This window comes from Pseudomonas sp. KK18, from assembly GCF_037094675.1.
GTDB lineage: Bacteria > Pseudomonadota > Gammaproteobacteria > Pseudomonadales > Pseudomonadaceae > Aquipseudomonas.
Map to the genome: position 1 here is coordinate 1,289,898 of NZ_CP146605.1, position 26,601 is coordinate 1,316,498.

19 protein-coding genes are annotated in these 26,601 nt (G+C 61.5%); 13 read left to right on the plus strand and 6 right to left on the minus strand.

Going from position 1 to position 26,601, the window contains the following annotated elements:
• Positions 1 to 22 precede the first annotated feature (22 nt).
• A complete protein-coding gene (locus V6607_RS05665) occupies positions 23 to 1,171 on the plus strand; it encodes a pyridoxal phosphate-dependent aminotransferase (RefSeq protein ID WP_003209660.1) in 1,149 nt (382 codons plus the stop codon).
• Complete coding sequence (locus V6607_RS05670) at positions 1,159 to 1,950, plus strand: amidohydrolase (RefSeq protein ID WP_008438274.1); 792 nt, start codon at positions 1,159 to 1,161, stop codon at positions 1,948 to 1,950. The genes V6607_RS05665 and V6607_RS05670 overlap by 13 nt, the downstream gene beginning before the upstream one ends.
• Positions 1,951 to 2,144: 194 nt before the next feature.
• Here the strand turns inward: V6607_RS05670 and leuA are convergent, their stop codons facing one another.
• The 4 genes from leuA to V6607_RS05690 form a co-directional block, all read right to left on the minus strand.
• The gene (gene leuA / locus V6607_RS05675) at positions 2,145 to 3,824 is read right to left on the minus strand and encodes a 2-isopropylmalate synthase (RefSeq protein ID WP_102605673.1); all 1,680 of its coding nucleotides are present in this window, start codon (positions 3,822 to 3,824) and stop codon (positions 2,145 to 2,147) included.
• 320 nt (positions 3,825 to 4,144) lie between these two features.
• On the minus strand, positions 4,145 to 4,966 hold the full coding sequence (locus V6607_RS05680; RefSeq protein WP_134325803.1) for a peptidoglycan DD-metalloendopeptidase family protein: 822 nt from the start codon (positions 4,964 to 4,966) through the stop codon (positions 4,145 to 4,147).
• A 3-nt stretch (positions 4,967 to 4,969) separates the two neighbouring features.
• Positions 4,970 to 6,349, minus strand: a complete 1,380-nt coding sequence (gene xseA, locus V6607_RS05685) for an exodeoxyribonuclease VII large subunit (protein ID WP_003209653.1) — start codon at positions 6,347 to 6,349, stop codon at positions 4,970 to 4,972.
• Between the two features lie 10 nt (positions 6,350 to 6,359).
• Positions 6,360 to 7,250 (minus strand): LysR family transcriptional regulator, encoded by an 891-nt coding sequence (locus tag V6607_RS05690; protein ID WP_003209651.1) that lies wholly within the window; start codon positions 7,248 to 7,250, stop codon positions 6,360 to 6,362.
• A gap of 99 nt (positions 7,251 to 7,349) precedes the next feature.
• Here V6607_RS05690 and V6607_RS05695 point away from each other — a divergent pair, with 99 nt between their 5' ends.
• The 4 genes from V6607_RS05695 to guaA all read left to right on the plus strand — a co-directional run bounded on the left by V6607_RS05695 (position 7,350) and on the right by guaA (position 12,092).
• Positions 7,350 to 8,117, plus strand: a complete 768-nt coding sequence (locus tag V6607_RS05695; RefSeq protein ID WP_003209649.1) for a sulfite exporter TauE/SafE family protein — start codon at positions 7,350 to 7,352, stop codon at positions 8,115 to 8,117.
• 137 nt (positions 8,118 to 8,254) lie between these two features.
• The gene (locus tag V6607_RS05700; RefSeq protein ID WP_003209647.1) at positions 8,255 to 8,803 is read left to right on the plus strand and encodes a hypothetical protein; all 549 of its coding nucleotides are present in this window, start codon (positions 8,255 to 8,257) and stop codon (positions 8,801 to 8,803) included.
• Positions 8,804 to 8,962: 159 nt separating this feature from the next.
• Entirely contained in the window at positions 8,963 to 10,432 is a 1,470-nt protein-coding gene (gene guaB, locus V6607_RS05705) for an IMP dehydrogenase (RefSeq protein WP_003209646.1), read from the plus strand.
• A gap of 82 nt (positions 10,433 to 10,514) precedes the next feature.
• Positions 10,515 to 12,092, plus strand: coding sequence for a glutamine-hydrolyzing GMP synthase (guaA, locus tag V6607_RS05710; protein ID WP_003209644.1), 1,578 nt, complete (start codon positions 10,515 to 10,517; stop codon positions 12,090 to 12,092).
• A gap of 74 nt (positions 12,093 to 12,166) precedes the next feature.
• On the opposite strand, the gene treR is transcribed toward guaA, so the two are convergent.
• The gene (gene treR, locus V6607_RS05715; RefSeq protein WP_003209636.1) at positions 12,167 to 12,871 is read right to left on the minus strand and encodes a trehalose operon repressor; all 705 of its coding nucleotides are present in this window, start codon (positions 12,869 to 12,871) and stop codon (positions 12,167 to 12,169) included.
• A gap of 235 nt (positions 12,872 to 13,106) precedes the next feature.
• Here treR and treP point away from each other — a divergent pair, with 235 nt between their 5' ends.
• The 5 genes from treP to V6607_RS05740 all read left to right on the plus strand — a co-directional run bounded on the left by treP (position 13,107) and on the right by V6607_RS05740 (position 20,436).
• Entirely contained in the window at positions 13,107 to 14,549 is a 1,443-nt protein-coding gene (gene treP, locus V6607_RS05720; protein ID WP_003209632.1) for a PTS system trehalose-specific EIIBC component, read from the plus strand.
• Positions 14,550 to 14,615: 66 nt separating this feature from the next.
• On the plus strand, positions 14,616 to 16,262 hold the full coding sequence (gene treC / locus V6607_RS05725) for an alpha,alpha-phosphotrehalase (protein ID WP_134325804.1): 1,647 nt from the start codon (positions 14,616 to 14,618) through the stop codon (positions 16,260 to 16,262).
• A gap of 74 nt (positions 16,263 to 16,336) precedes the next feature.
• On the plus strand, positions 16,337 to 17,557 hold the full coding sequence (locus tag V6607_RS05730) for a carbohydrate porin (protein ID WP_087695126.1): 1,221 nt from the start codon (positions 16,337 to 16,339) through the stop codon (positions 17,555 to 17,557).
• 49 nt (positions 17,558 to 17,606) lie between these two features.
• Positions 17,607 to 20,138, plus strand: a complete 2,532-nt coding sequence (ptsP, locus tag V6607_RS05735; protein ID WP_134325805.1) for a phosphoenolpyruvate--protein phosphotransferase — start codon at positions 17,607 to 17,609, stop codon at positions 20,136 to 20,138.
• Position 20,139: 1 nt separating this feature from the next.
• Entirely contained in the window at positions 20,140 to 20,436 is a 297-nt protein-coding gene (locus tag V6607_RS05740; RefSeq protein WP_003209625.1) for a PTS transporter subunit EIIB, read from the plus strand.
• Positions 20,437 to 20,573: 137 nt separating this feature from the next.
• Here the strand turns inward: V6607_RS05740 and mltF are convergent, their stop codons facing one another.
• The gene (mltF, locus tag V6607_RS05745; RefSeq protein WP_087695124.1) at positions 20,574 to 22,034 is read right to left on the minus strand and encodes a membrane-bound lytic murein transglycosylase MltF; all 1,461 of its coding nucleotides are present in this window, start codon (positions 22,032 to 22,034) and stop codon (positions 20,574 to 20,576) included.
• A 287-nt stretch (positions 22,035 to 22,321) separates the two neighbouring features.
• Between mltF and purL the strand changes: the two genes are divergently transcribed.
• Positions 22,322 to 26,218, plus strand: a complete 3,897-nt coding sequence (gene purL / locus V6607_RS05750; RefSeq protein ID WP_134325806.1) for a phosphoribosylformylglycinamidine synthase — start codon at positions 22,322 to 22,324, stop codon at positions 26,216 to 26,218.
• A gap of 4 nt (positions 26,219 to 26,222) precedes the next feature.
• Complete coding sequence (locus V6607_RS05755; protein WP_087695123.1) at positions 26,223 to 26,534, plus strand: NGG1p interacting factor NIF3; 312 nt, start codon at positions 26,223 to 26,225, stop codon at positions 26,532 to 26,534.
• Positions 26,535 to 26,601: the final 67 nt, after the last annotated feature.

Sequence of the window (26,601 nt, forward strand, 5' to 3'; positions counted from 1 at the left end):
GCTCACCGCAAGGGGCGCACCGATGATCACCAGTAAGCTGCCGAATGTCGGCACCACCATCTTCACCACCATGTCGCAACTCGCTGCCGAAACCGGTGCGCTCAACCTGTCCCAGGGCTTTCCCGACTTTAACGGGCCCCAGGAGTTGCTCGATGGAGTGGGCAGACACATTGCCCTGGGCCATAACCAATACGCCCCCATGACCGGCCTGCCGGTACTGCGCCAGCAAGTGGCGGCCAAGATCGCCCGCAGCTATGGCGCAACGGTGAATGCCGACAGCGAAGTGACCATCACCCCAGGCGCCACTGAAGCGATCTTCTGTGCGATCCAGGCGGTGATCCGCAGCGGTGATGAAGTCATCGTGTTCGATCCGGCCTACGACAGCTACGAGCCTTCTGTGGAACTGGCAGGCGGTCGCTGCGTACACGTGCAACTGGGCCTGGATGATTTCGCCCTGGACTTCGAGCAACTGCGCGCTGCGCTGTCGCCGCGCACCCGCATGATCATCCTCAACAGCCCGCATAACCCCACCGGTGCCCTGATCAGCCGTGCCGAGCTGGACCAGTTGGCCGAGTTGATCCGCGACCGCGACATATACCTTGTCAGCGACGAGGTCTACGAGCACCTGGTGTTCGACGGTGTGCCCCACGTCAGCGTGTTGGCCCACGAAGAGCTGTATCAGCGTGCGTTTGTGGTCAGTTCGTTCGGCAAGACCTACCACGTCACCGGCTGGAAAACCGGCTACGTGGTCGCGCCGCCAGCCCTCAGCGCCGAGCTGCGCAAGGTGCATCAATATGTCAACTTTTGCGGCGTGACCCCGTTGCAGTACGCTTTGGCAGACTTCATGGCCGAACACCCGGAACACGTCGAGGAGCTGCCGGCTTTTTATCAAGCCAAGCGCGACCTGTTCTGCGACCTGCTGGAACCGTCGCGTTTCAGCTTTACCCGGGTGGCCGGTACCTACTTTCAATTGGTGGATTACTCACAGATTCGCCCGGACCTGGATGACGTCGCCATGTCGCTGTGGATGACCCGCGAACACGGCGTTGCGACCATCCCGGTCTCGGTGTTCTACCGGAACCCACCGCAAGGCCAGCGCCTGGTGCGACTGTGCTTTGCCAAACGCGAGGAGACGCTGCGTCAAGCAGCCGAGAAACTATGCGTGATCTGAGTGCACTGCCCAACCTGAACATCGCCCTGGTGCAAACCACCCTGGCCTGGCACGACCGCCAGGCCAACCTGGAGCATTTTGAACTGCTGCTGGAACAGGCCAAGGGTGCCGACCTGATCGTGCTACCGGAGATGTTCACCACCGGTTTCTCGATGGAATCGGAAACCCTCGCCGAGCCTGAAAACGGCCCCACCCATCAATGGCTGCAGGCCCAGGCGAAGAAGTACAACGCGGTGATCACCGGCAGCGTGATCATCCAGGCCGCCGACCGCAGTCACCGCAACCGCCTGCTGTGGGCGCGACCGGATGGTGAGGTGTTGCACTACGACAAGCGTCACCTGTTCCGTATGGCCGGTGAACACGACCACTACACCCCCGGCGAGCGCCAGGTGCAGTTCGAACTCAAGGGGTGGCGGATTCGTCCGTTGATCTGCTACGACCTGCGATTCCCGGTGTGGAGTCGTGACGCCCAGGACACTGACTTGCTGCTGTACACCGCCAACTGGCCGGGCGCACGTCGCCAGCACTGGAACCGTCTGCTGCCGGCACGGGCCATTGAAAACCTGTGCTACGTGGCGGCGGTGAATCGGGTGGGCACGGACGGCAAGGGCTTTGCCTACACCGGCGACAGCCAGGTCGTGGACTTCCAGGGCGAAAGCCTGCTGAGCGCAGGGGAGGCGGACGGGGTGTTCCAGGTGTGCCTGGACGCAGCGGAATTGGCGGAGTACCGCACACGCTTCCCGGCGAACCTGGATGCGGACAGCTTCGAGTTCACCTGAAGGATTTTCGCCGCCTTATAGATTGCCTTCGCGAGCAAGCCCGCTCCCACATTCGTCCTGCGCTACCTGAAAGAACGCGGTCAAAATGTGGGAGCGGGCTTGCTCGCGAAGAGGCCCTGAAAATCACCACAAATTCCAATAAAAAGGCCCCTGGATTCTCATCCCGGGGCCTTTCGCATTTCAGCGGTCAGTGTTTATGCCGCTTTCGCTTCCAGCTGGCTCAACGAGCGGTTCAGCGCGCTGAACACCGCCTTGAAGCTCGCCGTGGTGATGTTTTCATCAATGCCCACGCCGTGCACCGGACGCTCACCGTTCACTCGCAGCTCGATGTAGGCCGCCGCCTTGGCATTGGTGCCGGCGCCAATCGCATGTTCGTTGTAATCCATGATCTCCACACCAATCGGCAGCCCGGCCACCAGCGCTTCCAGGGCGCCGTTGCCCTTGCCGTGCCAGCGCAGGTTGGTTTCGCCCTGGCCTTTGCCGGAGACTTCAACTTCCACCGAGCTGTTGCCGTTCTCTTCCTGCAAGCGATGGCTGACCAGCGCGTAAGGAATGTTGGCTTGCAGGTATTCACGCTGCAACAAGCTGTAGATCTGCGCGGCCGTCATCTCCAGGCCCACTCGGTCGGTTTCGGCCTGTACCACCTGGCTGAACTCGATCTGCATGCGGCGCGGCAAGCTGATGCCGTATTCCTGCTCCAGCAGGTAGGCGATGCCGCCTTTGCCCGACTGGCTGTTGACGCGGATCACCGCCTCGTAGCTGCGGCCGATGTCGGCCGGGTCGATCGGCAAGTACGGCACTTCCCACAAGGCGTCGTCTTTCTGCTGGGTAAAGCCCTTGCGGATCGCGTCCTGGTGGGAGCCGGAGAAGGCGGTGTGAACCAGGTCGCCGACGTACGGGTGACGCGGGTGCACCGGGATCTGGTTGCACTCTTCGACAACTTTGCGAATACCGTCGATGTCGGAGAAGTCCAGCTGAGGGTCGAGGCCCTGGGTGTACATGTTCAAGGCCACGGTGACCAGGTCGACGTTACCGGTACGCTCGCCGTTGCCGAACAGGCAGCCTTCGACACGGTCGGCGCCGGCCATCAGGCCCAACTCGGTAGCGGCTACGCCGGTGCCACGGTCGTTGTGGGTGTGCAGGCTGATGATCACGCTGTCGCGACGGTTGATATGACGACCGAACCACTCGATCTGGTCGGCATAAATGTTCGGGGTGGCGCACTCGACGGTGGCTGGCAGGTTGAGGATCACCTTGTGCTCAGGCGTCGGGTTCCAGACCTCGATCACCGCGTCACAGACTTCCTTGGCGAACTCAAGCTCAGTGGCGCTGAACGTCTCTGGCGAGTATTCGAAGGTCCACTGGGTTTCCGGTTGCTGGGCGGCGTATTTGACGAACAGCTTGGCCGCGTTGACCGCGATCGCCTTGATGCCATCCTTGTCCTGGTTGAACACGATGCGGCGGAACGACGGCGAGGTGGCGTTGTACAAGTGAACGATGGCTTTCTTCGCCCCGCGCAGGGATTCGAAGGTGCGTGCGATCAAGTCTTCACGGCCCTGGGTCAACACCTGGATGGTGGTGTCCGCGGGGATGTGATTGTCTTCGATCAGGGTGCGCACGAAGTCGAAATCGGTTTGCGATGCGGCCGGGAAGGAGGCTTCGATTTCCTTCACACCGACGGCGACCAGGGTCTTCCAGAAACGCAGCTTTTTCACCGCGTCCATCGGTTCGATCAGCGACTGGTTGCCGTCGCGCAGGTCGGAACTGCACCAGATCGGCGCGGTGGTGATGGTTTTCGAAGGCCAGGTGCGGTCCGGGATATCAATGGTCGGGAACGCGCGGTACTTCGAAGACGGGTCTTTGAGCATGCTCATCGGGAAATCCTTTGTCTAGGGGCCGAGAAAAGGCGGCCTGCCGTAAAACTGTTATTGGGGATAAAGCAGAAGACGAGGCAGATCGATTCAGCCTGGCAGTCGTGCGCTGACTAGGCACAGGCTGCGGTGCTGGCGGAGCTGAATGAGGGTGTGAGAGGTTTTCATAGGTCCAACCCTAACCGCCGGGGTGAAAGATGGCAAGCAGTCGGAAAAAATTGAGAGAAGTTCTGCTATTGCTGAGGAAAACGAGATTTTATGGTTAAGAATTGTGCGCGGGGTTGTTTTGTTTGCGCACCCGTTGCCGGGTGCGCAATTGAGCGTCAGGGCTGAAACGCGCCGATAAAGATCGCCGGATCCACCCGTGCGTCGTTCAGGCTGATGTTCCAATGCATATGCGGCCCGGTCGCCCTGCCGGTGGAACCGACCTTGCCCACCACTGCACCACGAGCCAGTTGCTGGCCCACGCTCACATCAATCTTCGACATATGGCAGAACATGCTGATAAAGCCCTGGCCATGGTCGACAAACACGGTGTTGCCGTTGAAGAAGTAGTTGTCGGTCAGGATCACCTTGCCCGCTGCCGGGGTCTTGATCGGCGTGCCGGCGCCCACGGCAAAGTCCAGGCCGGAATGCGGATTCCGCTCCTCGCCATTGAAGAAACGTCGTACGCCGAACTTGCTCGACAGCGGCCCGTTCACCGGCTTGTCCAGCAGCAGGTTGCTCGGCGTGTTCGGGCTGAAACTGCGATACGCCTTGAGCTGGACCGCCAGCTCGCCTTCGATGCGCTTGAGTTGCGCCGGGTCCGGGTTCACCTGGCTCTTGTTCTTCAGGGTGATGTGCTGCTCGGGGTATTTCTTGAAGCCCACGACAAACGGCAGGTTCTGGCTGCCGCTGGTGATGCGTTGGGTGCCGGGCTTGACCGTCAGCGGGATGCCCACAATCGCCAGCCAGCTGTTTTGCTCCTTCACCACCAGCACTGGGCGGTTCATGTAGGTGGCTTTGGGCGCCGTGGCCGAAGTGCCGAGGTCGACCACCGCCACGCCACCGGGCACCGGCTTGTTCAGCAGGCGGGTGATGTAGCTGTCGGCATGGGCGTTAAAGGTCAGGCACAGCAGCATCAACAAACTTAAAAAGCGTGGCATCAATCAATCCAGTAACGAGAGGGTGACGGGCGTCAGGTGGTTGTCTTCCACCCGTACCTGCAATTGGCCTTCACCGAGGCGCGCGGTCAGGCGCTGGCCGGTGTGGGTTTGCGCGGCGTTGCGAATCGCCTGGCCGCGTTCGTCGAGCAAGATGCTGTAGCCGCGTCCAAGCGTCGCCAGCGGGCTGACCACGTGCAGCGTCTGCACCTGGCTTTGCAGTTGCAGGCGACGGGCCTTGAGGCCTTCGCGCATGGCGCGGGGCAGGCGTTCGGCAAGGCTGTCCAGGCGCTGGCGCAGCAGCGCCAGTTGGCGGCCGGGGTGTTGGCCGGCGAGGCGGGTTTCCAGGCGGATCAAACGCTCGCGACGGGTGTTGAGGCTGCGCTCGAAGGCACGCCGCAGGCGCATGTCCAGGTCATCCAGGCGCTGGGCCTGTTGGCGCAGGCGCTCGCCCGGGTGACGCAGGCGACGAGCCATGCCTTCCAGGCGCAGGCGGTCGTGGGTCAGGCGGTTGCGCATCAGCATCACCAGGCGGCGGTGCAGGTTCTCTACCTGGCGAGTCAGGTGGCTGGAGTCCGGCGCCAACAGCTCGGCAGCGGCGGAAGGCGTTGGGGCGCGTACGTCGGCGACAAAGTCGCTGATCGACACATCGGTCTCATGGCCAACGGCGCTGACGATGGGCGTCACGCAGGCGTCCACGGCACGCGCCACGGCTTCTTCGTTGAAGCACCAGAGGTCTTCCAGCGACCCGCCGCCACGGGCCAGGATCAGCGCGTCGAAGCCGCGTGCATCGGCCAGCTTCAGTGCGCGGACGATCTGCGCCACGGCTTCACGACCTTGTACGGCTGTCGGGATCAACGTCAGTTCCACGTTGGGCGCCCGGCGACGGAACACGCTGATGATGTCGCGAATCACCGCACCGGTGGGCGAGCTGATAATCCCGATGCGCCGTGGGTGTGCGGGCAGCGGCACCTTGCGCTCGGCACTGAACAGGCCTTCGGCGCTGAGTTTTTCCTTCAGCGCGTCGAAGGCCAGGCGCAGTGCGCCGTCACCGGCCGGCTCCACCGTGTCGAGAATCAGCTGATAGTCGCCACGGCCCTCAAACAGCGAGACCTTGCCCCGCACCTTCACCGCCAGGCCGTCTTTCAACGCCTGGCGCACCCGTGCGGCGTTCTGCCGGAACAGCGCACAACGCACCTGGGCGCCACTGTCCTTGAGGGTGAAATACACGTGGCCGGAGGCCGGGCGGGCGAGGTTGGAGATCTCGCCTTCGACCCAGATATTGGTGAACACGTCTTCCAGCAACACCCGCGCGCGGCCGTTGAGCTGGCTGACAGTCAGGACTTCGCGGTCCAGGCCCAGACGGGCAAAGGGATCTTTAATCATGGGCGGCAGTTTATAGGCATTCGTGCAGGGTTTGACAGAACTGCTCCACCAGCGCGCTCGGCGTTTGCTGGCAGGCGAGGGCGACGGTGCTTTGGCAATCGGGATCGGCCAGGGGTAAAAAATGAATGTTGGCCGGCGCAATGTCCTGCATCGACTCCGGCAGCAAGGCGATCCCGAATCCGGCCTGGATCAGCTGTAGCTGCGTGGTCTTGCGCGACATCACCCGCGCCGCCTTGGGGAAAAATCCTGCACGCATGCACAACTCGGCTGACAGGTAACTCAGCCCTCCGCGCTGGGGGTGAGGGATCGAGATAAACGCTTCGTTCTTCAGTTGCGCCAAATCGATACCGGATGTGTGCCCGGCCAACCGGTGGTTCGGCGGCACGGCCAGCAACAGCCTTTCGCTATATAAAGGCACGATGCGCACGCCTTCGCGCTGGCGCAACACCGGTAAGCGCAACAGCCCGACCTCCAGTCGGCCGTCGGCGATTTCTTCCAACTGGGCTTCGGAGGACAGTTTGGCGATGTCCATCGACACGCCCGGGCATCGTTCCAGCCAGGCACCGATGCCGCGCAGCAGGCGGCCACTCATCGGCACCGTGCTCGAATGGCTCATTCGCAGCGTGCCGAGCTGTCCATTGCCCACTTGCGTCGCCATCTCACTGGCCTTGAGCAGTTCGCCCAGCAGGTTGCGTGCCCGCGGATAAAAAGCCTCGCCCGCAGCCGTCAGCCGTGGCTGGCGCGCAGTGCGTTCAAACAGCGGCGTTTGCAGCAGGTTTTCCAGCTCCTTGATCTGCCGGCTCAGTGCCGATTGCGCCACAAACAGCCGCTCGGCCGCTGCGCTGAAGCTGCCGCTCTCGGCGATTTCGACGAAGTAACGCAATTGCCGGGTGGAAATCACAAGTCATGCCTTTTCGAGATGAGTGATGGGCTTTGAAGATATTAGTCGCAACGCTTGCCAATGGCTAAAGTGATGGCCATCTCTAATAAGGAATACGTCATGAGTCCGGTCGAGCTGTTGAGTCATTGGTCGTTTGGCGGTGTGGACTGGCTGGTGATAGGCGTGGCGATTGCCCTGGCGTATATCGTGTTCGGCATTGCAGGCTTTGGTACCGCATTGGTGGCGGGGCCGATCCTGATTCTGTTCATGCCGCTGTCGAAGATCATCCCCTTGCTGGTGCTGCTGGATTTTGTCGCGGCCTTCGGCAACCTTCTGCAATCGCGCCGGGATGTGGTGAAACCGGAGTTGTTCAGGCTACTGCCGTGCATGGCGATTGGCTGCACCCTTGGGGTGATCTTCCTGCTCAACCTGCACTCTGATTTATTGCTGCTGTTGATGGGGCTGTTTATCAGCGCCTATGCGATCTACAGCCTGGCGGTGAAGGCCAAGCCCACGCAGATGGCAGCCGGCTGGGCGATTCCCATGGGGGTTGTCGGCGGGCTGTTTGGCGCGTTGTTTGGCAGTGGCGGCTTTCTGTATGCGATCTACCTCAACAGCCGATTGCCCAAGGATGGCGCGCGGGCGACCCAGAGTGCGTTGATCAGTTGCAGCACGGTGGTGCGCCTGAGCCTGTTTCTGATCGCGGGCGTGTATGCCGAGCTACCCTTGTTGATGTTGGCGGTGTGCCTGTTGCCGGCCATGGCGCTCGGGCTGTGGGCGGGGCGGCGGTTGACCCTGCGCATGTCCCGCGAGGCGTTTGTGCGGTTGGTGACCTGGCTGGTGCTGGCCAGTGGCATTGCCTTGATTGCCCGTTACTTGAGTACTTGACCTGATTGTTTCAGGGATTAAGCTGCCAGCCTTCAGGGCCTCTTCGCGAGCAAGCCCGCTCCCACATTTGGAACGCATTCCCCCTGTGGGAGCGGGCTTGCTCGCGAAGGCGCCAGTAGCCACGCCGCAGGACTCCCATGAATTCCCAAAGCATCCTTGTCCCGAAAATCTCCACGCTACCCGTCCACGAACCCCGCGCCCGGGCGATCGTGCGCTGGCTGGTGCGCAAGAACATCGTCAAGGAAGAACTCACCACCTGCGGGCGCACCGGCAACCGCATGGGCTATGCCCTGGCCGACGGTGCCCGCGCCGTGGTGCTGCACCCCGACGCGCTGCCGTTCAACGAGCCGATCAACGGCCTGGAGATCATCTACAAGCGCTGCATCTACACCCCGGCCAAAGGCTTCCTGGAAGAGGCCGGCTGTCCCGAGTGCCTCAAGGAAGTCGGCGAAGCCCTGTTCGAAAGCCTGGAAGACTGGATGCCCGGCCACACCGATAACTTCACCTGCCCGCTGTGTGGGCATGAGGACGACATCAACGGTTTCCTGTTCCTGCAGGAATGCGGCTTTTCCAACCTGGGATTCATCTTCAATAACTGGGCGGAGGCGGGGTTCAAGCAGAGTTTTATCGACGAATTTGCCGACTGGCTGGACCAGAAGATGAGTTGGGTCAAAGTCGAACTTTAATCCGATGTGATCGTTACCACGCAGAGCGTGGGAACGATCAGTGCTGCAAAAATCATCCATCTATCAGTATTACCAAGTTTGTCAGAGTTTTACATTGAACCCGAGGGGGTGTCTGACTATAATGGCGCGCTTCCATTTTCCCGCTCGGGAGCCCCCGCGATGCTGCGTATCAGCCAAGAAGCTCTGACATTCGACGACATTCTCCTAGTGCCCGGTTATTCCGAGGTGCTTCCTAACGAAGTCAGTCTCAAGACCCGCCTAACCCGTGGCATCGAGCTGAATATTCCTCTGGTTTCCGCTGCCATGGACACCGTCACTGAAGCCCGTTTGGCAATCGCCATGGCTCAGGAAGGCGGCATCGGCATCATCCACAAGAACATGACCATCGAGCAGCAAGCTGCCGAAGTTCGCAAGGTCAAGCGTTACGAAGCCGGTGTGGTCAAGGACCCGATCACCATCGAGGCCGATGCCACCGTTCGTGACCTGTTCGACCTGACCCGCCTGCACAACATCTCCGGCGTTCCGGTGCTGCACGATGGCGACCTGGTCGGCATCGTCACTTCCCGTGACGTGCGTTTCGAGAACCGCCTTGAAGTCACCGTCCGTGAAGTGATGACGCCTAAAGAGCGCCTCGTTACTGTCAAGGAAGGCGCCGACAAGAACGATGTGCGCGAGCTGCTGCACAAGCACCGCATCGAACGCGTACTGATCGTCGACGACAAATTCGCCCTCAAGGGCATGATGACCGTCAACGACATCGAAAAAGCCAAGGCTTACCCGCTGGCCAGCAAGGACGATCAGGGTCGTCTGCGCGTAGGCGCTGCGGTCGGTACCGGCAAAGACACCGGTGACCGTGTAGCGGCCCTGGTGGCTGCCGGTGTTGACGTGGTGGTGGTCGACACTGCCCACGGTCACTCCAAAGGCGTGATCGACCGCGTTCGCTGGGTCAAACAGAATTTCCCTGACGTGCAAGTGATCGGCGGCAACATTGCCACCGGCGCTGCCGCCAAGGCCCTGGCCGAAGCCGGTGCTGATGCGGTCAAGGTCGGTATCGGCCCTGGCTCGATCTGCACCACCCGTATCGTGGCCGGTGTAGGCGTGCCGCAAATCAGCGCCATCGCCAACGTCGCCGCGGCCCTTGAAGGCACTGGCGTACCGTTGATCGCCGACGGCGGCATCCGTTTCTCCGGTGACCTGTCCAAGGCCATCGTCGCCGGTGCTTCCTGCGTGATGATGGGCTCGATGTTCGCCGGTACTGAAGAAGCGCCGGGCGAGATCGAACTGTTCCAGGGTCGTTCGTACAAGGCTTACCGTGGCATGGGTTCCCTGGGCGCCATGTCCCAGGCTCAAGGCTCTTCCGACCGCTACTTCCAGGACTCCTCCGCGGGCGCCGAGAAGCTGGTACCGGAAGGCATTGAAGGGCGTGTTCCGTACAAGGGCACCCTGAGCGCCATCATCCATCAACTGATGGGCGGCCTGCGTTCCTCGATGGGCTACACCGGCAGCGCCGACATCGAAGAAATGCGCACCAAGCCTGAGTTCGTGCGGATCACCGGTGCCGGCATGGCCGAGTCCCACGTCCACGACGTACAGATCACCAAGGAAGCGCCAAACTACCGCGTAGGTTGATGCTTCCAGCAAATAGTTAAGTAACCGGGGCTGTCTTATTCAGCCCCGAGTTGTTTCTGATTCATTAGACGAGACTGATCTCATGGCCCTCGACATTCACGCCCACCGCATCCTGATCCTCGACTTCGGTTCCCAGTACACTCAGCTGATCGCCCGCCGCGTGCGTGAAATCGGCGTGTACTGCGAACTGCATCCGTTCGACATGGACGACGAAGCGATTCGCGAATTCGCTCCAAAAGGCGTCATTCTCGCCGGCGGCCCCGAGTCCGTGCACGAAGCCAACAGCCCGCGTTGCCCGCAGGCGGTGTTTGACCTGGGCGTGCCGGTCTTCGGTATCTGCTACGGCATGCAGACCATGGCCGAGCAACTGGGCGGCAAGGTTGAAGGTTCCGAGCTGCGTGAATTCGGTTACGCCCGTGTCGACGTAGTCGGCAAGAGCCGCCTGCTGGACGGCATCGAAGACCACATCGACGCCGACGGCCTGTTTGGCCTCGACGTATGGATGAGCCACGGTGACAAGGTCACCCGGATGCCGGAAGACTTCCACATCCTGGCCAGCACCCCGAGCTGCCCGATTGCCGGCATGTTCAACGACGAGCGCGGCTACTACGGCGTGCAGTTCCACCCGGAAGTGACCCACACCAAGCAAGGCGGTCGCATCCTGTCGCGCTTTATCCTCGACATCTGCCAGTGCGAAGCCCTGTGGACCCCGTCGAAGATCGCTGAAGACGCCATCGCCAACGTACGTGCCCAGGTCGGCACCGACAACGTCCTGCTGGGCCTGTCCGGCGGCGTTGACTCCTCCGTGGTTGCGGCGCTGCTGCACAAGGCCATCGGCGACCAACTGACCTGTGTCTTCGTCGACAACGGCCTGCTGCGCCTGCACGAAGGCGAGCAAGTGATGGCCATGTTCGCCGAGAACATGGGCGTCAAGGTGATCCGCGCCAACGCTGAAGATCAGTTCCTGAACAACCTGGCCGGCGAGTCCGACCCGGAGAAGAAGCGCAAGATCATCGGTCGCACCTTCATCGACGTATTCGATGCCCAGTCCAACAAACTGGACAACATCAAGTACCTCGCCCAGGGCACCATCTACCCGGACGTGATCGAGTCGGCCGGCGCCAAGAGCGGCAAGGCCCACGTGATCAAGTCCCACCACAACGTGGGCGGCCTGCCTGAGGAAATGAACCTCAAGCTGGTAGAACCACTGCGCGAACTGTTCAAGGACGAAGTCCGTCGTCTGGGCCTGGAATTGGGCCTGCCGTACGACATGGTCTACCGCCACCCCTTCCCGGGCCCGGGCCTGGGCGTGCGGATCCTCGGTGAAGTGAAGAAGGAATACGCCGACCTGCTGCGTCGCGCCGACCACATCTTCATCGAAGAACTGCGCAAGGCCGACTGGTATCACAAGGTCAGTCAGGCGTTCGTAGTGTTCCAGCCGGTGAAATCGGTTGGCGTGGTTGGCGATGGCCGTCGTTACGCCTGGGTTGTGGCCCTGCGTGCGGTGGAAACCATCGACTTCATGACCGCCCGTTGGGCGCACCTGCCGTACGAACTGCTGGAGACTGTCAGCGGCCGTATCATCAATGAGATCGAAGGTATTTCGCGCGTGACTTATGACGTGTCGAGCAAGCCGCCGGCGACGATTGAGTGGGAATGATCCTGCCGTAGCAGGTGAGCGCTGAATAACAAAACCCCGGCCTGGTGCCGGGGTTTTGTGTTTCTGGCGTTTGTCTACCGCCGCGCAATATCCGAAAAGTAAAACTTATCCAGCGTATGCCGCGACTCGGTGTACTCGAACTGCCGTCCATCCTGCAAAAACGTCTGGTTGCTCACCACGATCACATGGCTCTGACCTTCGAGGTCCAGGTGTGTCTGATCGTCCTTTCCCCGTGGCAGCGCTTCGATGGTGCGCTGGGCATAGCTGATCTGCAGCTGCAAGGTCTGTTCGATAAACGCATAGATCGACTGCTCGGCAATCTCCCGATCCAGCCCCGGTATCAGGTCGGCGACGAAGTGGTTGATGTCGAGGATCACTCGTTTGCCATCGATCCGCCGCACCCGTTTGACCCGGGTGATGAGGCTGCCAGCTTCGGCCTCAATGTGCTGCATCAACGGGCCTTCCAGCGGGAACTGGCTGAACTCCACCACTTCGGTACTGACGTCGTCGCCGAGGGCGGCATGGGTCTCGCGAAAGCTGACGATACCGCCGAGCTGGAACTCGATGGGGTTGGGTGACAGCACGAAGGTGCCCTTGCCGTGGATCTTTTGCGCGAAGCCGCGCTCCTGCAATTGCTCAATCGCCCGGCGTACCGTGCCACGGCTGGCCTGGTAGGCGTCCATCAATTCGGTTTCGGAGGGCAGGCGCGTGCCGCGTTGCAGGCGTTCGGTAGTGATGCTGGCAAGCAGATCGGTATAGATCTGGTTGTATTTACTCATGGGGAAGGGCTCTGTGCCGCGTTGGCGTTCAAGGCAGGAACCTTAGTGGCAGCGATGGGGTTTGTCCATGCAACCCATTGTAGAACTCGGAAATTTCTGACTCAAAAAACAGAAAATTAATCATTTTCAAACTCGTACATACGAGTTATTGCTTTAACTCGTACAGACGAGTACTTTTGGCTTCGGCGTGCTGCCTATGACCGCCCAATAAAAAAAACCAGAGTGGATACCAAGCATGAGCCACGACTATCCGAATATTGCCCGCGAGATTCTCAAGAACCTCGGCGGCAGCGACAACCTTGAGCAAGCTGCCCACTGCGTGACCCGCTTGCGCCTGGCCCTCAAGGACCCGAGCCTGGCCAGCAGCGGCGAGCTGAACCAGGTCGATCTGGTCAAGGGTTCGTTCTTCACCGGCGGCCTGTTCCAGATCGTGATCGGCCCCGGCGAAGTGGAAAAGGTCTACGCCGCCCTGCGTGAGCAAACGGGCCTCGCCGCGTCGACCATCGCGGACGTGAAACAGAAAAGCGCCGACAAAATAAACCCGATGCAGCGCCTGGTGCGGGTGTTCTCCGACGTGTTCATGCCGATTTTGCCGGCGCTGATCATTGCCGGTTTGCTCATGGGGGTGAACAACCTGATGGGCGCCAAGGGCATGTTCATCGCGGACAAGACCTTGCTCGACGCCTATCCGAACCTGGATGGCCTGTGGAGCCTGATCAACCTGATGGCCAACACCTCGTTCGTGTTCCTGCCGGCACTGGTGGGCTGGTCGGCGGCCAAGCGCTTTGGTGGCAGTGAAATCCTCGGCATTGTCCTCGGCCTGATGCTGGTGCACCCCGATCTGCTCAACGCCTGGAACTACGGCAAGGCGGTCGCCGGCCTCGACGGCCAGAGCCTGCCGTACTTCGATATTTTCGGCTGGTTCAAGATCGAGAAGGTCGGCTACCAGGGCCAGATCCTGCCGATCCTGCTGGCCGCCTACGTGATGAGCGTGATTGAGAAATGGCTGCGGGCACGGGTGCCGAATGCCATTCAGTTGCTGGTGGTGCCGATCACTACCATCGTCGTCACCGGCGTACTGGCGCTGGCGATCATCGGCCCGGTGACCCGCCACCTGGGCATCCTGATCACCGAAGGCGTGGTCACCCTGTTTGACCTGGCGCCGATGGTCGGCGGCGCAATCTTCGGCCTGCTGTATGCACCGCTGGTGATCACCGGCATGCACCACATGTTCCTCGCCGTGGACCTGCAACTGATCTCCACCCAGGGCGGCACCTTTATCTGGCCGATGATCGTCATGTCCAACCTGGCCCAGGGCAGCGCGGCGCTCGGCGTGTTCTACATGAGCCGCAATGCGCGGGACAAGAGCATGGCGTCCACCTCGGCGATTTCCGCCTACTTCGGCATCACCGAGCCGGCGATGTTCGGGGTCAACCTGCGCTTCAAGTTTCCGTTCTACGCGGCGCTGACCGGCTCGGCGCTGGGCAGTATTTTCCTCTCGCTGAACAAGGTGCAGGCCTCGGCCATCGGCGTCGGTGGCTTGCCCGGGTTCATCTCGATCATCCCGCAGTACATCCCAAGTTTTGTCATCGGCATGGTCGTCGCGATTGTCGTGCCGTTTGTTTTGACCTGTGTGTTGAGCATGAAAATTGTCCGGCCCGGATACCGGGTCGCCTGATCTACCGCTATCGCAGGCAAGCCAGCTCCCACAGTTGATCGCATTTCCAGATTGAAGGAACCCGTCATGCAAAACTGGCAACATTCGGTGATCTACCAGATCTACCCCAAAAGCTTCCACAGCCACGCGGGTAACGCCACCGGTGACCTGCTGGGCATCGTGGACAAGCTCGATTACCTGAAGTGGCTGGGCGTCGATTGCCTGTGGATCACCCCGTTCCTGCGTTCGCCCCAGCGCGACAACGGCTACGACATCAGTGACTACTACGCCATCGACCCGAGCTACGGGACCATGGCCGATTGCGACTTGCTGATCAGCGAAGCCGCCAAGCGCGGCATCACGCTGATGCTCGACATCGTGGTCAACCACACTTCCATCGAACACGAGTGGTTCCAGCAGGCCCGCAGCAGCCTCGACAACCCGTACCGCGACTTCTACATCTGGCGCGACCAGCCGAACAACTGGGAGTCCAAGTTCGGCGGCTCGGCCTGGGAATACGAGGCGCAGACCGGCCAGTACTTCCTGCACCTGTTCGACCACACCCAGGCCGACCTGAACTGGGACAACCCCAAGGTGCGCGCCGAAGTGTTCAAGCTGATGCGCTTCTGGCGCGACAAGGGTGTGGGCGGTTTCCGCCTGGACGTGATCAACCTGATCTCCAAGCCGGCGGATTTTCCGGAAGACAACAGCGACGGTCGGCGCTTCTACACCGACGGCCCGAACGTGCATGAATACCTGAAGGAAATGCACCGCGAAGTGTTCGAGGGGCATGACCTGATCAACGTCGGCGAGATGTCGTCCACCAGCCTTGAGCACTGCATTCGTTATTCGAATCCACAGTCGAAAGAGCTGTCGATGACCTTCAACTTTCACCACCTGAAAGTCGATTATCCGAACCTGCAGAAGTGGGTCGCGGCCGACTTCGACTTCCTGCAACTCAAGCAGATTCTGTCCGACTGGCAACTCGGCATGCAGGCCGGTGGCGGCTGGAATGCGCTGTTCTGGTGTAACCACGACCAGCCGCGGGTGGTCTCGCGTTTTGGTGACGACGGCGAGCACCGCGTGGTCTCGGCGAAGATGCTCGCCACTGCGCTGCACTTCCTCCAGGGCACGCCTTTCGTGTACCAGGGTGAAGAGTTGGGCATGACCAATCCGGGCTTCGACACCATCGACCAATACCGGGATGTCGAGACGCTGAACATCTATCGGCTCAAGCGTGAGGCCGGTGAGTCCGAGGCATCGAGCATGGCGGCGATCATGCAGAAGTCCCGCGATAACAGCCGCACACCGATGCAATGGAATGCCGAGCAAAACGCTGGCTTCAGTCGCGGCGAACCGTGGATCGGCATCCCGGCCAACGCCGCGCAGATCAACGTGCAAAGCGAGCTGGATGACCCGCAATCGGTACTGCATCACTACCGTGCGCTGATCAAGCTGCGTCGGCATGAGCCGCTGATTCAGGAAGGCGTTTACCGCCAACTGCTGCCACAGCACACCCAGGTCTGGGCGTACCTGCGCGAAGGCCACGGCGAACGCCTGCTGGTGCTGAACAACTTCTACGGCACGCCATGCCAGATCGAACTGCCCGATGGCCTGCTGACGGCGGCGAGTGAGCAACGCCTGCTGATCAGCAACTACAACGACTGCCCACAGCGCTCGAGCCAGGTCTCGCTGCGCCCGTATGAATCGTTTGTGCTGCACCTCAAGGACTGAGACCCGCTTTACCTCCCCCGGTGTGGGAGCGCCGGGGCGCTTTAAAAAACATAATAAAAATATCGGAGTGCTTCATGAAAACAACAATAAAGCTGGGCCTCGTTGCATCCTGCCTGACCTTGCCGATGGCAGCCCAGGCGTTGGAATTTGCCGGCTACTTGCGTAGCGGTGCGGGGACTTCAACCGGCAGTGGCAAGCAGCAGTGCTTCCAGTTGCCGGGTGCACAATCCAAATACCGCCTGGGCAACGAGTGCGAGCAGTACGCCGAACTCGAATTGCGCCAGGACCTGCTGACCCTCGACGACGGCTCGGTGTTCAGCGTCGACGCCATGGCTTCGCTGTACAACAAGTACGACCGGGCGCTGAAGTTCCAGGGCGAAGACAACGGCTCGGCACGCATGCCGCAGATGTATGCGCAGTGGTCGAACATCCCCAGCCTCAACGGCGGTTCGCTGTGGGCCGGCCGGCGCTACTACAAACGAAACGATATCCATATCTCCGACTTCTACTACTGGAACCAGAGCGCCACGGGCGGCGGTATCGAGGACGTGAAAATCGGCGACCTGAAATACAGCTACGCGCTTTCCCGCAAGGACAACCTGTACCAGAAGGAATACGCCACCCGTCACGACTTCAACGTGGCCGGCTTCAAGACCAATCCCGGCGGCGAGCTGGAACTGGGCTTGAGCTACATCGAAAAAGCCGGTGGCCGTGACACCAACAGCGGCTGGGCCATTACCGCCCAGCATGTGCAGAAACCCTTCCTCGGCGGGCGCAACAAATTTGCCCTGCAGTACGGCGAAGGCCCCGGCACCGGCCTCGGTTATACCGGCGATACCTTCCTCGATAAAAGCAGCAAGAGCTACCGCGCAGTGGAGTTCTTCGACTGGCAAGTGACGCCACGGTTTGGCGGGCAGATCGAGGCCGTGTACCAGAAGGATATTCGCCCGGGCAGCCAGGATCAGACCTGGATGTCGCTGGGCGTGCGCCCGGCCTATGCGATTTCCGAACAGTTCAAGCTGGTCACCGAACTCGGTCATGATCAGGTCGAGGCTACCGGTGGCACGCGCAAGCTGAGCAAATTTACGTTCGCCCCGACCTGGTCGCCCAAAGGCCCGGATTTCTGGGCACGACCGGAAGTGCGCCTGTATTACACCTACGCGACCTGGAACGAAGCGGCCAAGCGTGCGGCCAATGAACTGGCGGCAGGTTCGGCGTTGTCCGACACCGGCAGTTATGGCTCGGCGTTGCATGGCTCCAACTTTGGTGTGCAGGTTGAGTACTGGTGGAAATAAAGCCGTCGATGCCCAATGATTTTTACAGAACCAAACAGCAGGTGAAGTCATGACCACAACCCATTCCCTGGAATTGCTGGCGCCATTGTCCGGGGTGCTGCTCGCCCTGGACCAGGTGCCTGATCCGGTGTTCTCCAGTCGCCTTATCGGCGATGGCCTGTGCATCGATCCGACCTCGCAGACCCTCTGCGCGCCACTGGCCGGGGTGATCAGCAATATCCAGGACAGTGGTCATGCGGTGAGCATCACCGATGACAACGGCGTCCAGGTGCTGATGCACATCGGCCTGGACACCGTGAACCTGGCGGGCAAGGGTTTCACCCGATTGGTCGAGGAAGGCCAGCGGGTGGAAGCCGGACAACCGCTGATTGAATTCGATGCCGACTACGTGGCGCTCAATGCCCGTAGTTTGCTGACCCTGATGCTGGTGGTCAGTGGCGAGCCCTTCAAGCTGCTGACGCCCGAGCAGGGCCTGGTAGACGTGGGGCAGCCACTGCTGCGAGTCACGCCGCAAGCCGTTGCCGACGAGGTGAAAGACGAGGAGGGTGACGCCCTGTTCTCCAGGCCACTGACCTTGCCCAACGCCAACGGCCTGCATGCGCGCCCGGCGGCGGTGCTGGCGCAGGCGGCCAAAGGCTTCAAGGCGAGTATTTACCTGCACAAGCAAACCGAGAGCGCCAACGCCAAGTCGCTGGTACGGATCATGGCGTTGCAAACGGTGCAGGGTGACACCTTGCAAGTCAGCGCGGCCGGCGAGGATGCCGAAGCGGCGATCCAGGCGCTGGTGACCTTGCTGGCCGAAGGCTGCGGCGAAACCGTCGCGGCTCATCAACCTGACGCTGCACCCGTGGCGCCTGATTCATCGGCGACCTTGCTGCGCGGCGTGTGCGCCTCGCCCGGTTCGGCGTTTGGCCAAGTGGTGCAGGTCAAGGAGCCGGCACTGACGTTCGTAGAGACCGGCAAAGGTGAAGCGCTGGAACGTGCGGCCCTGACCCATGCCCTGAACAACGCCAATCAGGCGCTGCAAGCCCTGCAGGAAAAGGCCGTCGGCACTGCCCAGTCCGAGATCTTCCGCGCCCATCAGGAGTTGCTGGACGATCCGGCCCTGCTGGAACAAACCCGCGACCTGCTGGACCAGGGCAAGAGCGCGGCCTTCGCCTGGAACAGCGCCACCGAGGCCACCGCCACGCTCTTCCAGGGCCTGGGCAACGCCTTGCTTGCCGAGCGCGCTGCCGACCTGGCAGACGTTGGCCAGCGGGTGCTGAAATTGATCCTCGGGGTTCAGGACAGCGCCTGGGATTTGCCGGAGCAGGCAATCCTGATTGCCGAACAACTGACTCCCTCGCAAACCGCCAGCCTCGACACGCGCAAGGTGCTGGGTTTTGTGACGGTGGGCGGCGGCGCTACCAGCCACGTCGCCATTCTCGCCCGCGCCCTTGGCTTGCCGGCCATCTGCGGGGTGCCGGCGCAGGTGCTGGAACTGGCCAACGGCAAGCAAGTGCTGCTGGATGCCGACAAGGGCGAGTTGCACCTGGACCCGGACCTGGCCGAGATCGAACACTTGCAAGCCAGCCGCCAACAACAAGTGCTGCGCCGCCAGCGGGAAGTGGAGCAGGCGTCGTTGCCCGCTACGACCCGCGACGGTCATCACGTCGAAGTGACGGCCAACGTCGCATCGTTGCAGGAGGTGGAGCAGGCATTGTCCCTGGGGGGCGAAGGCGTTGGTTTGCTGCGTTCCGAGTTCCTCTACCTGGACCGCAACCGCGCGCCGAGCCCCGAAGAGCAGGCGGGCACCTACAGCGCCATCGCCCGTGCATTGGGCCCGCAGCGCAATCTGGTGGTGCGCACCCTCGACGTTGGTGGCGACAAGCCGTTGGCCTATGTGCCGATGGACAGCGAGACCAACCCGTTCCTTGGCCTGCGCGGGATTCGCCTGTGCCTGGAGCGCCCGGAACTGTTGCGTGAACAATTCCGTGCAATTCTCGCCAGTGCCGGTTTCGCCCGGCTGCACATCATGTTGCCGATGGTCAGCCTGCTCTCGGAGCTGCGCCTGGCGCGGCAGATTCTTGAAGAGGAAGCGCTGGCCCTGGGGCTGACGGAACTGCCGAAGCTGGGAATCATGATCGAAGTGCCATCGGCGGCATTGATGGCCGATCTGTTTGCGCCGGAGGTGGATTTCTTCTCCATCGGCACCAACGACCTGACCCAATACACCCTGGCCATGGACCGCGATCACCCGCGCCTCGCCAGCCAGGCCGACAGCTTTCACCCGGCGGTGCTGCGCCTGATCGCCGCCACCGTCAAGGCGGCCCATGCCCATGGCAAGTGGGTCGGCGTGTGTGGGGCGTTGGCGTCTGAAGCGCTGGCGGTGCCGGTGCTGATCGGGCTGGGGGTGGATGAGTTGTCGGTCAGCGTGCCGCTGATCCCGACCATCAAGGCTACCGTGCGCGAGCTGGACCTGGCGGATTGCCAATCCATCGCCCGCCAGGTGCTGGGCCTGGAAGAAGCGTCGCAGGTTCGCGAGGCCTTGCGCCTGTATCACGCGGCTACCGTTGAAACTTCATTGGTTGTGGAGAACTGACATGTTCGAGAAATTTCAGCGGGCGTTCTGGAAGGCCCTGACGCCGGATCTGGTGCTTGAAACGCCGCAGGCAGCTCCAGTGAGCGAAACACTGTTGGCCCCGGCAGTGCTGAATGCGCTGGGAGGCGCGGAGAATCTCAAGTCGCAGCAGCGGGTAGCACTGACCCGGGTGCGGGTGCAGTTGCAGGATGCGGGGCGGTTGGATGCGCAGGCGCTCAAGGCGGCAGGCGTGCCGGGCGTGATGGTGTTGGCGGGTGGGGTGGTGCACCTGCTTACCGGCCTGAACACCGCTCTATAAATCAAAGAAGATCAAATGTGGGAGCGGGCTTGCTCGCGAAGACGGTGTGTCAGTCAATCCATGTGCTGGCTGAACCATCGCCTTCGCGAGCAAGCCCGCTCCCACATTGGTTTTGTGGTGTTTGGAGAATCGGGGGATTACAGCGGCGGGGTTTCTTCCGTCGGCTTGGTCTTGTCCACACCCGGCACATGCAGGTTGCCTTCGACCACCTGGTTGCCTTCCAGCTGCGGCTGCGTCACCCACGTCAGAATGTCGTAGTAACGCCGGATGTTCGCCACAAAATGCACGGGCTCACCGCCACGGGCATAGCCATAACGCGTCTTGCTGTACCACTGCTTCTGCGACAGGCGCGGCAGCATCTTCTTCACGTCCAGCCACTTGTTCGGGTTCAGGCCTTCTTTTTCGGCCAGCTTGCGCGCGTCGTCCAAATGCCCGGTGCCGACGTTGTACGCCGCCAGGGCAAACCAGGTGCGGTCCGGCTCGGCAATCTTGTCGTCCAGCTCATCCTTGATCTTGGCCAGGTACTTGGCGCCGCCCATGATGCTCTGCTTGGCGTCCAGGCGGTTGGACACGCCCATGGCCTGCGCCGTGTTCTGGGTCAGCATCATCAGGCCGCGCACGCCGGTCTTGGAGGTCACCGCCGGCTGCCAGAGTGATTCCTGATAGCCGATGGCCGCCAGCAGGCGCCAGTCGACCTTTTCTTCCTTGGCATAGGCCCGGAAGTGTTTCTCGTATTTGGGCAGGCGCTGCTGCAGATGCTGGGCGAAGGTGTAGGCGCCCATGTAGCCGAGTACATCGACGTGCCCGTAATAGCGATCTTTCAGGCGTTGCAGCGTGCCGTTCTTTTCCACCTTGTCGAGGTAGTTGTTGACCTCGTTGAGCAGGCTGTTGTCTTCACCGGCGGCAACCGCCCAGGCTTGATGGCTGGCGTCACCGAGGTCAAAGGCCACCCGCACGTTGGGGAAGTACACCTGGTTCATCGCCACTTCGTTGGAGTCCACCAGCGTCAGGTCGATCTGGCCCTCATCCACCATGCGCAGCAGGTCGACCACCTCAACGGCGTCGGACTCTTCGTATTCAATCCCGGGAAACTGTTTTTTCAGCTGCGCCAGTTGCTCGGCGTGGGTGCTGCCCTTGAGCACCATGATCTTCTTGCCCACCAGGTCTGCCGCGGTGGTCGGCCGGGACTGGCCGTTGCGGTAGATGATCTGCGGGGTGACTTCCAGATAAGGGTGGGAGAAACGCACTTGCTGGCGACGCTGCTCACTGCTGACCAGGCCGGCGGCGGCCAGTACCGGGCCGTTGGGTTTGCCGATCTGCGAGAACAGGTCATCCAGGTTGTCGGCCGCCTCGATCTCGAGCTTTACCCCTAACTCGTCGGCAAAACGTTTCACCAGTTCGTATTCGAAGCCGGTTTCGCCGTTACGGTCCTGGAAATAAGTGGCCGGACTGTTTCGGGTGACCACCCGCAATACGCCATCCTCCTTGATTCGCTCGAGCGTGTTGGGTTTATCCACACACGCACTGAGCAGCAGGAAGAGTCCGGTAACGAAGAGCCATTTGGCGCATCGCGGGCGTAAAGCAGTAGGGGAGAACATCTGCGCAGTATACGCAAAGGACCCTCGGCGCCATATCTCGACAGCGGGGCACTTGTCTGCTAGCGCCCGTAAACCTTGGCTGCAGCACGCAGAAACGGGGCTTGGCAGCCGATTGTGACGGTTAAAATAACTGCCCGGAATAGCCTATATGGCCATATGATATCGTGCGATTTATGCCAACTGACGTCCGGCTGCGGCCACTGGTGCCGTTTCGGGTGCCGTTGGCGACGGTTTACGCTAGAATGCACGGCCTCAAAGCACACCCCCTTCCCGAGGCTGTCCCGAAGATGTTGATCCTGCGCGGCGCTCCTGCCCTTTCTGCCTTTCGCCACAGCAAACTCCTTGAGCAACTGAGCCAGAAGGTACCTTCTGTCAGTGGCTTGTATGCTGAATTTGCTCACTTCGCCGACGTTACTGGCGTTTTGACCGCCGACGAACAGCAAGTGCTGGCGCGCCTTCTGAAGTACGGTCCCAGCGTTCCTGTCCAAGAGCCTAACGGCCGCTTGTTCCTGGTCCTGCCACGGTTCGGCACCATCTCGCCCTGGTCGAGCAAGGCCAGCGACATCGCCCGCAACTGCGGCCTGGACAAAATCCAGCGCCTGGAACGCGGGATTGCCTTCTATGTAGCAGGCCAGTTCAGCGAGGCCGAGGCCGAGCTGATCGCCAGCAGCCTGCACGACCGCATGACCCAGATCATCGTCAGCCAGCTGGAACAGGCCGCCGGTCTGTTCAGCCACGCCGAGCCCAAGCCGCTGACCGCGATTGACGTGCTCGGTGGCGGTCGCGCCGCCCTGGAAACCGCCAACACCGAACTGGGCCTGGCCCTGGCCGAAGACGAAATTGACTACCTGGTCAACGCCTTCATCGGCCTGAAGCGCAACCCCCACGACATCGAACTGATGATGTTCGCCCAGGCGAACTCCGAGCACTGCCGCCACAAGATCTTCAACGCCAGTTGGGACATCGACGGCCAGAGCCAGGAAAAAAGCCTGTTCGGCATGATCAAGAACACCTACGTGATGCACAGCGAAGGCGTTCTGTCGGCTTATAAGGACAACGCCTCGGTCATCGTCGGCTCTGTCGCCGGCCGTTTCTTCCCGGACCCTGAAACCCGCCAGTACGGCGCGGTGCAGGAGCCGGTGCACATCCTGATGAAAGTCGAGACCCACAACCACCCGACCGCGATTGCCCCGTTCCCGGGCGCAGCCACCGGTTCCGGCGGCGAGATTCGCGACGAAGGTGCAACCGGTCGTGGCGCCAAGCCAAAGGCTGGCCTCACCGGCTTCACCGTGTCCAACCTGCAGATCCCGGGCTTCGAACAGCCGTGGGAAGTGCCGTACGGCAAGCCTGAGCGCATCGTCACCGCGCTGGACATCATGATCGAAGGCCCGCTGGGCGGCGCTGCGTTCAACAACGAATTCGGGCGTCCGGCCCTGACCGGTTACTTCCGTACTTTCGAGCAATCCATCACCACCCCGCGTGGCGATGAAGTGCGCGGTTACCACAAGCCAATCATGTTGGCCGGCGGCATGGGCAACATCCGCGCCGAACACGTACAGAAAGGCGAGATTCTGGTCGGCTCCAAGCTGATCGTCCTCGGCGGCCCGGCGATGCTGATCGGCCTGGGCGGCGGCGCCGCTTCCTCCATGGCCACCGGCACCAGCTCGGCCGACCTGGACTTCGCTTCCGTACAGCGTGAAAACCCTGAGATGGAACGCCGTTGCCAGGAAGTCATCGACCGTTGCTGGCAACTGGGTGACAAGAACCCCATCAGCTTCATCCACGACGTCGGCGCAGGTGGCTTGTCCAACGCCTTTCCGGAACTGGTCAACGATGGCGACCGTGGCGGCCGTTTCGAACTGCGCAACATTCCAAACGACGAGCCGGGCATGGCCCCGCACGAAATCTGGAGCAACGAATCCCAGGAACGCTACGTGTTGGCGGTAGGTCCTGCAGACTTCGAACGCTTCCAGGCGATTTGCGAGCGCGAGCGCTGCCCGTTTGCGGTAGTCGGCGAAGCCACTGCCGAGCCGCAACTGACGGTCACCGACAGCCACTTCGGCAACAGCCCGGTGGACATGCCGCTGGAAGTGCTGCTGGGCAAAGCCCCGCGCATGCACCGTTCGGCCGTGCGTGAAAACGAACTGGGCGACGATTTCGACCCGTCGACCCTGGCCATCGCCGACTGCGTGGAGCGCGTCCTGCACCACCCGGCCGTTGCCAGCAAAAGCTTCCTGATCACCATCGGCGACCGCACCATCACCGGTCTGGTTGCCCGTGATCAAATGGTCGGCCCGTGGCAGGTCCCGGTGGCTGACGTTGCCGTCACCGCCACCAGCTTCGACGTGTACACCGGTGAAGCCATGGCCATGGGCGAGCGTACTCCGCTGGCGCTGCTGGACGCCCCGGCGTCGGGCCGCATGGCCATCGGCGAAACCCTGACCAACATCGCGGCTTCGCGTATTGCCAAGATCTCCGACATCAAGCTGTCGGCCAACTGGATGTCCGCTGCCGGTCACCCGGGTGAAGATGCGCGCCTGTACGACACCGTGAAAGCGGTCGGCATGGAGCTGTGCCCTGAGCTGGGCATCACCATTCCGGTGGGCAAGGACTCCATGTCCATGGCCACCCGCTGGAACGATGAAGGCGTGGACAAGAGCGTCACCTCGCCGCTGTCGCTGATCGTTACCGGCTTTGCGCCCGTCACCGACGTTCGCCAGACCCTGACCCCGCAACTGCGCATGGACAAGGGCACCACCGACCTGATCCTGATCGACCTCGGTCGCGGTCAGAACCGCATGGGCGCCTCGATCCTTGCCCAGGTGCACGGCAAGCTCGGCAAGCAGGCCCCGGACGTCGACGACGCCGAAGACCTGAAAGCTTTCTTCGCCGTGATCCAGGGCCTGAACGCCGACGGCCACCTGCTGGCTTACCACGACCGTTCCGACGGTGGTTTGCTGACCAGCGCCGTGGAAATGGCCTTCGCCGGTCACTGCGGCCTGAGCCTGAACCTCGATGGCCTGGCAGAAACTTCCGCCGACATCGCAGCAATCCTGTTCAACGAAGAGCTGGGCGCCGTTATCCAGGTTCGCCAGGACGCAACCCCGGACGTACTCGCACAGTTCAGCGCCGCTGGCCTGGGCGACTGCGTGGCCGTGATTGGCCAGCCGATCAACAACGGTGAAATCAACATCGTCTTCAACGGCGAAACCGTGTTTGAAGGCCAGCGCCGCCTGCTGCAACGCCAGTGGGCCGAGACCAGCTACCAGATCCAGCGCCTGCGCGACAACGCCGACTGCGCCGAGCAGGAATTCGACGTGATCCTGGAAGAAGACAATCCGGGCCTGAGCACCAAGCTCAGCTTCGACGTCAACCAGGACATCGCCGCGCCTTACATCAAGAAAGGCATCCGCCCACAAGTGGCCGTACTGCGTGAGCAGGGCGTCAACGGCCAGGTGGAAATGGCGGCAGCGTTCGACCGTGCCGGCTTCAATGCGATCGACGTGCACATGAGCGACATCCTCGCCGGTCGCGTCGACCTCAATGAGTTCAAAGGCCTGGTTGCCTGCGGTGGTTTCTCCTACGGCGACGTACTGGGTGCCGGTGAAGGCTGGGCCAAGTCGGCCCTGTTCAACAGCCGTGCCCGTGACGCGTTCCAGGGCTTCTTCGAGCGTAATGACAGCTTCACCCTGGGTGTGTGCAACGGTTGCCAGATGATGTCCAACCTCAGCGAACTGATCCCGGGCAGCGAGTTCTGGCCGCACTTTGTGCGTAACCGCTCCGAGCAGTTCGAAGCCCGTGTTGCGATGGTCCAGGTACAGGAATCCAACTCGATCTTCCTGCAGGGCATGGCCGGTTCGCGCATGCCAATCGCCATCGCCCACGGTGAAGGCCATGCGGAATTCGCCAGCGAAGAAGCACTGCTGGAAGCCGACCTGTCCGGTACTGTGGCCCTGCGTTTTGTCGACAACCACGGCAAGGTCACCGAAGGCTACCCGGCCAACCCGAACGGCTCGCCGCGCGGGATCACCGGGCTGACCAGCCGCGACGGTCGCGTCACCATCATGATGCCGCACCCGGAGCGTGTGTTCCGCGCCGTGCAGAACTCGTGGCGCCCGGAAGAGTGGAACGAAGACGGCGCGTGGATGCGCATGTTCCGTAACGCTCGTGTCTGGGTGAACTAAGTCGGTGTACAAGCTCAGCTTCTTTGTGCCCGACAGCCACGTGGAGACGGTGAAAACCGCCGTCTTCGCAGCCGGCGGCGGGCGCATCGGCAACTACGACAGCTGCGCCTGGCAGGTACTGGGCCAGGGCCAATTCCGCGCGATGGACGGCAGCCAGCCGTTTATCGGGCAGGTCGGGCAGGTTGAAGTGGTTGAAGAATGGAAGGTTGAGTTGGTGGTGGCGGATGAGTTGATCGTGGCTGTAGTGGCTGCGTTGAAACTGAGCCATCCGTACGAGACACCGGCGTATGAGGTGTGGCAGTTGGCGGATTTTTGATTCGCTGGCTGCAAAACAAGAAACCCGCTGGGCCAGTTTGGTCAGCGGGTTTTTTGTTGCCTGTAGG

Excerpts from the sequence above, each read along its gene's own strand:
- V6607_RS05665 (WP_003209660.1), top strand. The coding sequence starts at position 23 with ATGATCACCAGTAAGCTGCCGAATGTCGGCACCACCATCTTCACCACC.
- V6607_RS05670 (WP_008438274.1), top strand. The coding sequence starts at position 1,159 with ATGCGTGATCTGAGTGCACTGCCCAACCTGAACATCGCCCTGGTGCAA.
- leuA (WP_102605673.1), bottom strand. The coding sequence starts at position 3,824 with ATGAGCATGCTCAAAGACCCGTCTTCGAAGTACCGCGCGTTCCCGACC.
- V6607_RS05680 (WP_134325803.1), bottom strand. The coding sequence starts at position 4,966 with ATGCCACGCTTTTTAAGTTTGTTGATGCTGCTGTGCCTGACCTTTAAC.
- xseA (WP_003209653.1), bottom strand. The coding sequence starts at position 6,349 with ATGATTAAAGATCCCTTTGCCCGTCTGGGCCTGGACCGCGAAGTCCTG.
- V6607_RS05695 (WP_003209649.1), top strand. The coding sequence starts at position 7,350 with ATGAGTCCGGTCGAGCTGTTGAGTCATTGGTCGTTTGGCGGTGTGGAC.
- V6607_RS05700 (WP_003209647.1), top strand. The coding sequence starts at position 8,255 with ATGAATTCCCAAAGCATCCTTGTCCCGAAAATCTCCACGCTACCCGTC.
- guaB (WP_003209646.1), top strand. The coding sequence starts at position 8,963 with ATGCTGCGTATCAGCCAAGAAGCTCTGACATTCGACGACATTCTCCTA.
- guaA (WP_003209644.1), top strand. The coding sequence starts at position 10,515 with ATGGCCCTCGACATTCACGCCCACCGCATCCTGATCCTCGACTTCGGT.
- treR (WP_003209636.1), bottom strand. The coding sequence starts at position 12,871 with ATGAGTAAATACAACCAGATCTATACCGATCTGCTTGCCAGCATCACT.
- treP (WP_003209632.1), top strand. The coding sequence starts at position 13,107 with ATGAGCCACGACTATCCGAATATTGCCCGCGAGATTCTCAAGAACCTC.
- treC (WP_134325804.1), top strand. The coding sequence starts at position 14,616 with ATGCAAAACTGGCAACATTCGGTGATCTACCAGATCTACCCCAAAAGC.
- V6607_RS05730 (WP_087695126.1), top strand. The coding sequence starts at position 16,337 with ATGAAAACAACAATAAAGCTGGGCCTCGTTGCATCCTGCCTGACCTTG.
- ptsP (WP_134325805.1), top strand. The coding sequence starts at position 17,607 with ATGACCACAACCCATTCCCTGGAATTGCTGGCGCCATTGTCCGGGGTG.
- V6607_RS05740 (WP_003209625.1), top strand. The coding sequence starts at position 20,140 with ATGTTCGAGAAATTTCAGCGGGCGTTCTGGAAGGCCCTGACGCCGGAT.
- mltF (WP_087695124.1), bottom strand. The coding sequence starts at position 22,034 with ATGTTCTCCCCTACTGCTTTACGCCCGCGATGCGCCAAATGGCTCTTC.
- purL (WP_134325806.1), top strand. The coding sequence starts at position 22,322 with ATGTTGATCCTGCGCGGCGCTCCTGCCCTTTCTGCCTTTCGCCACAGC.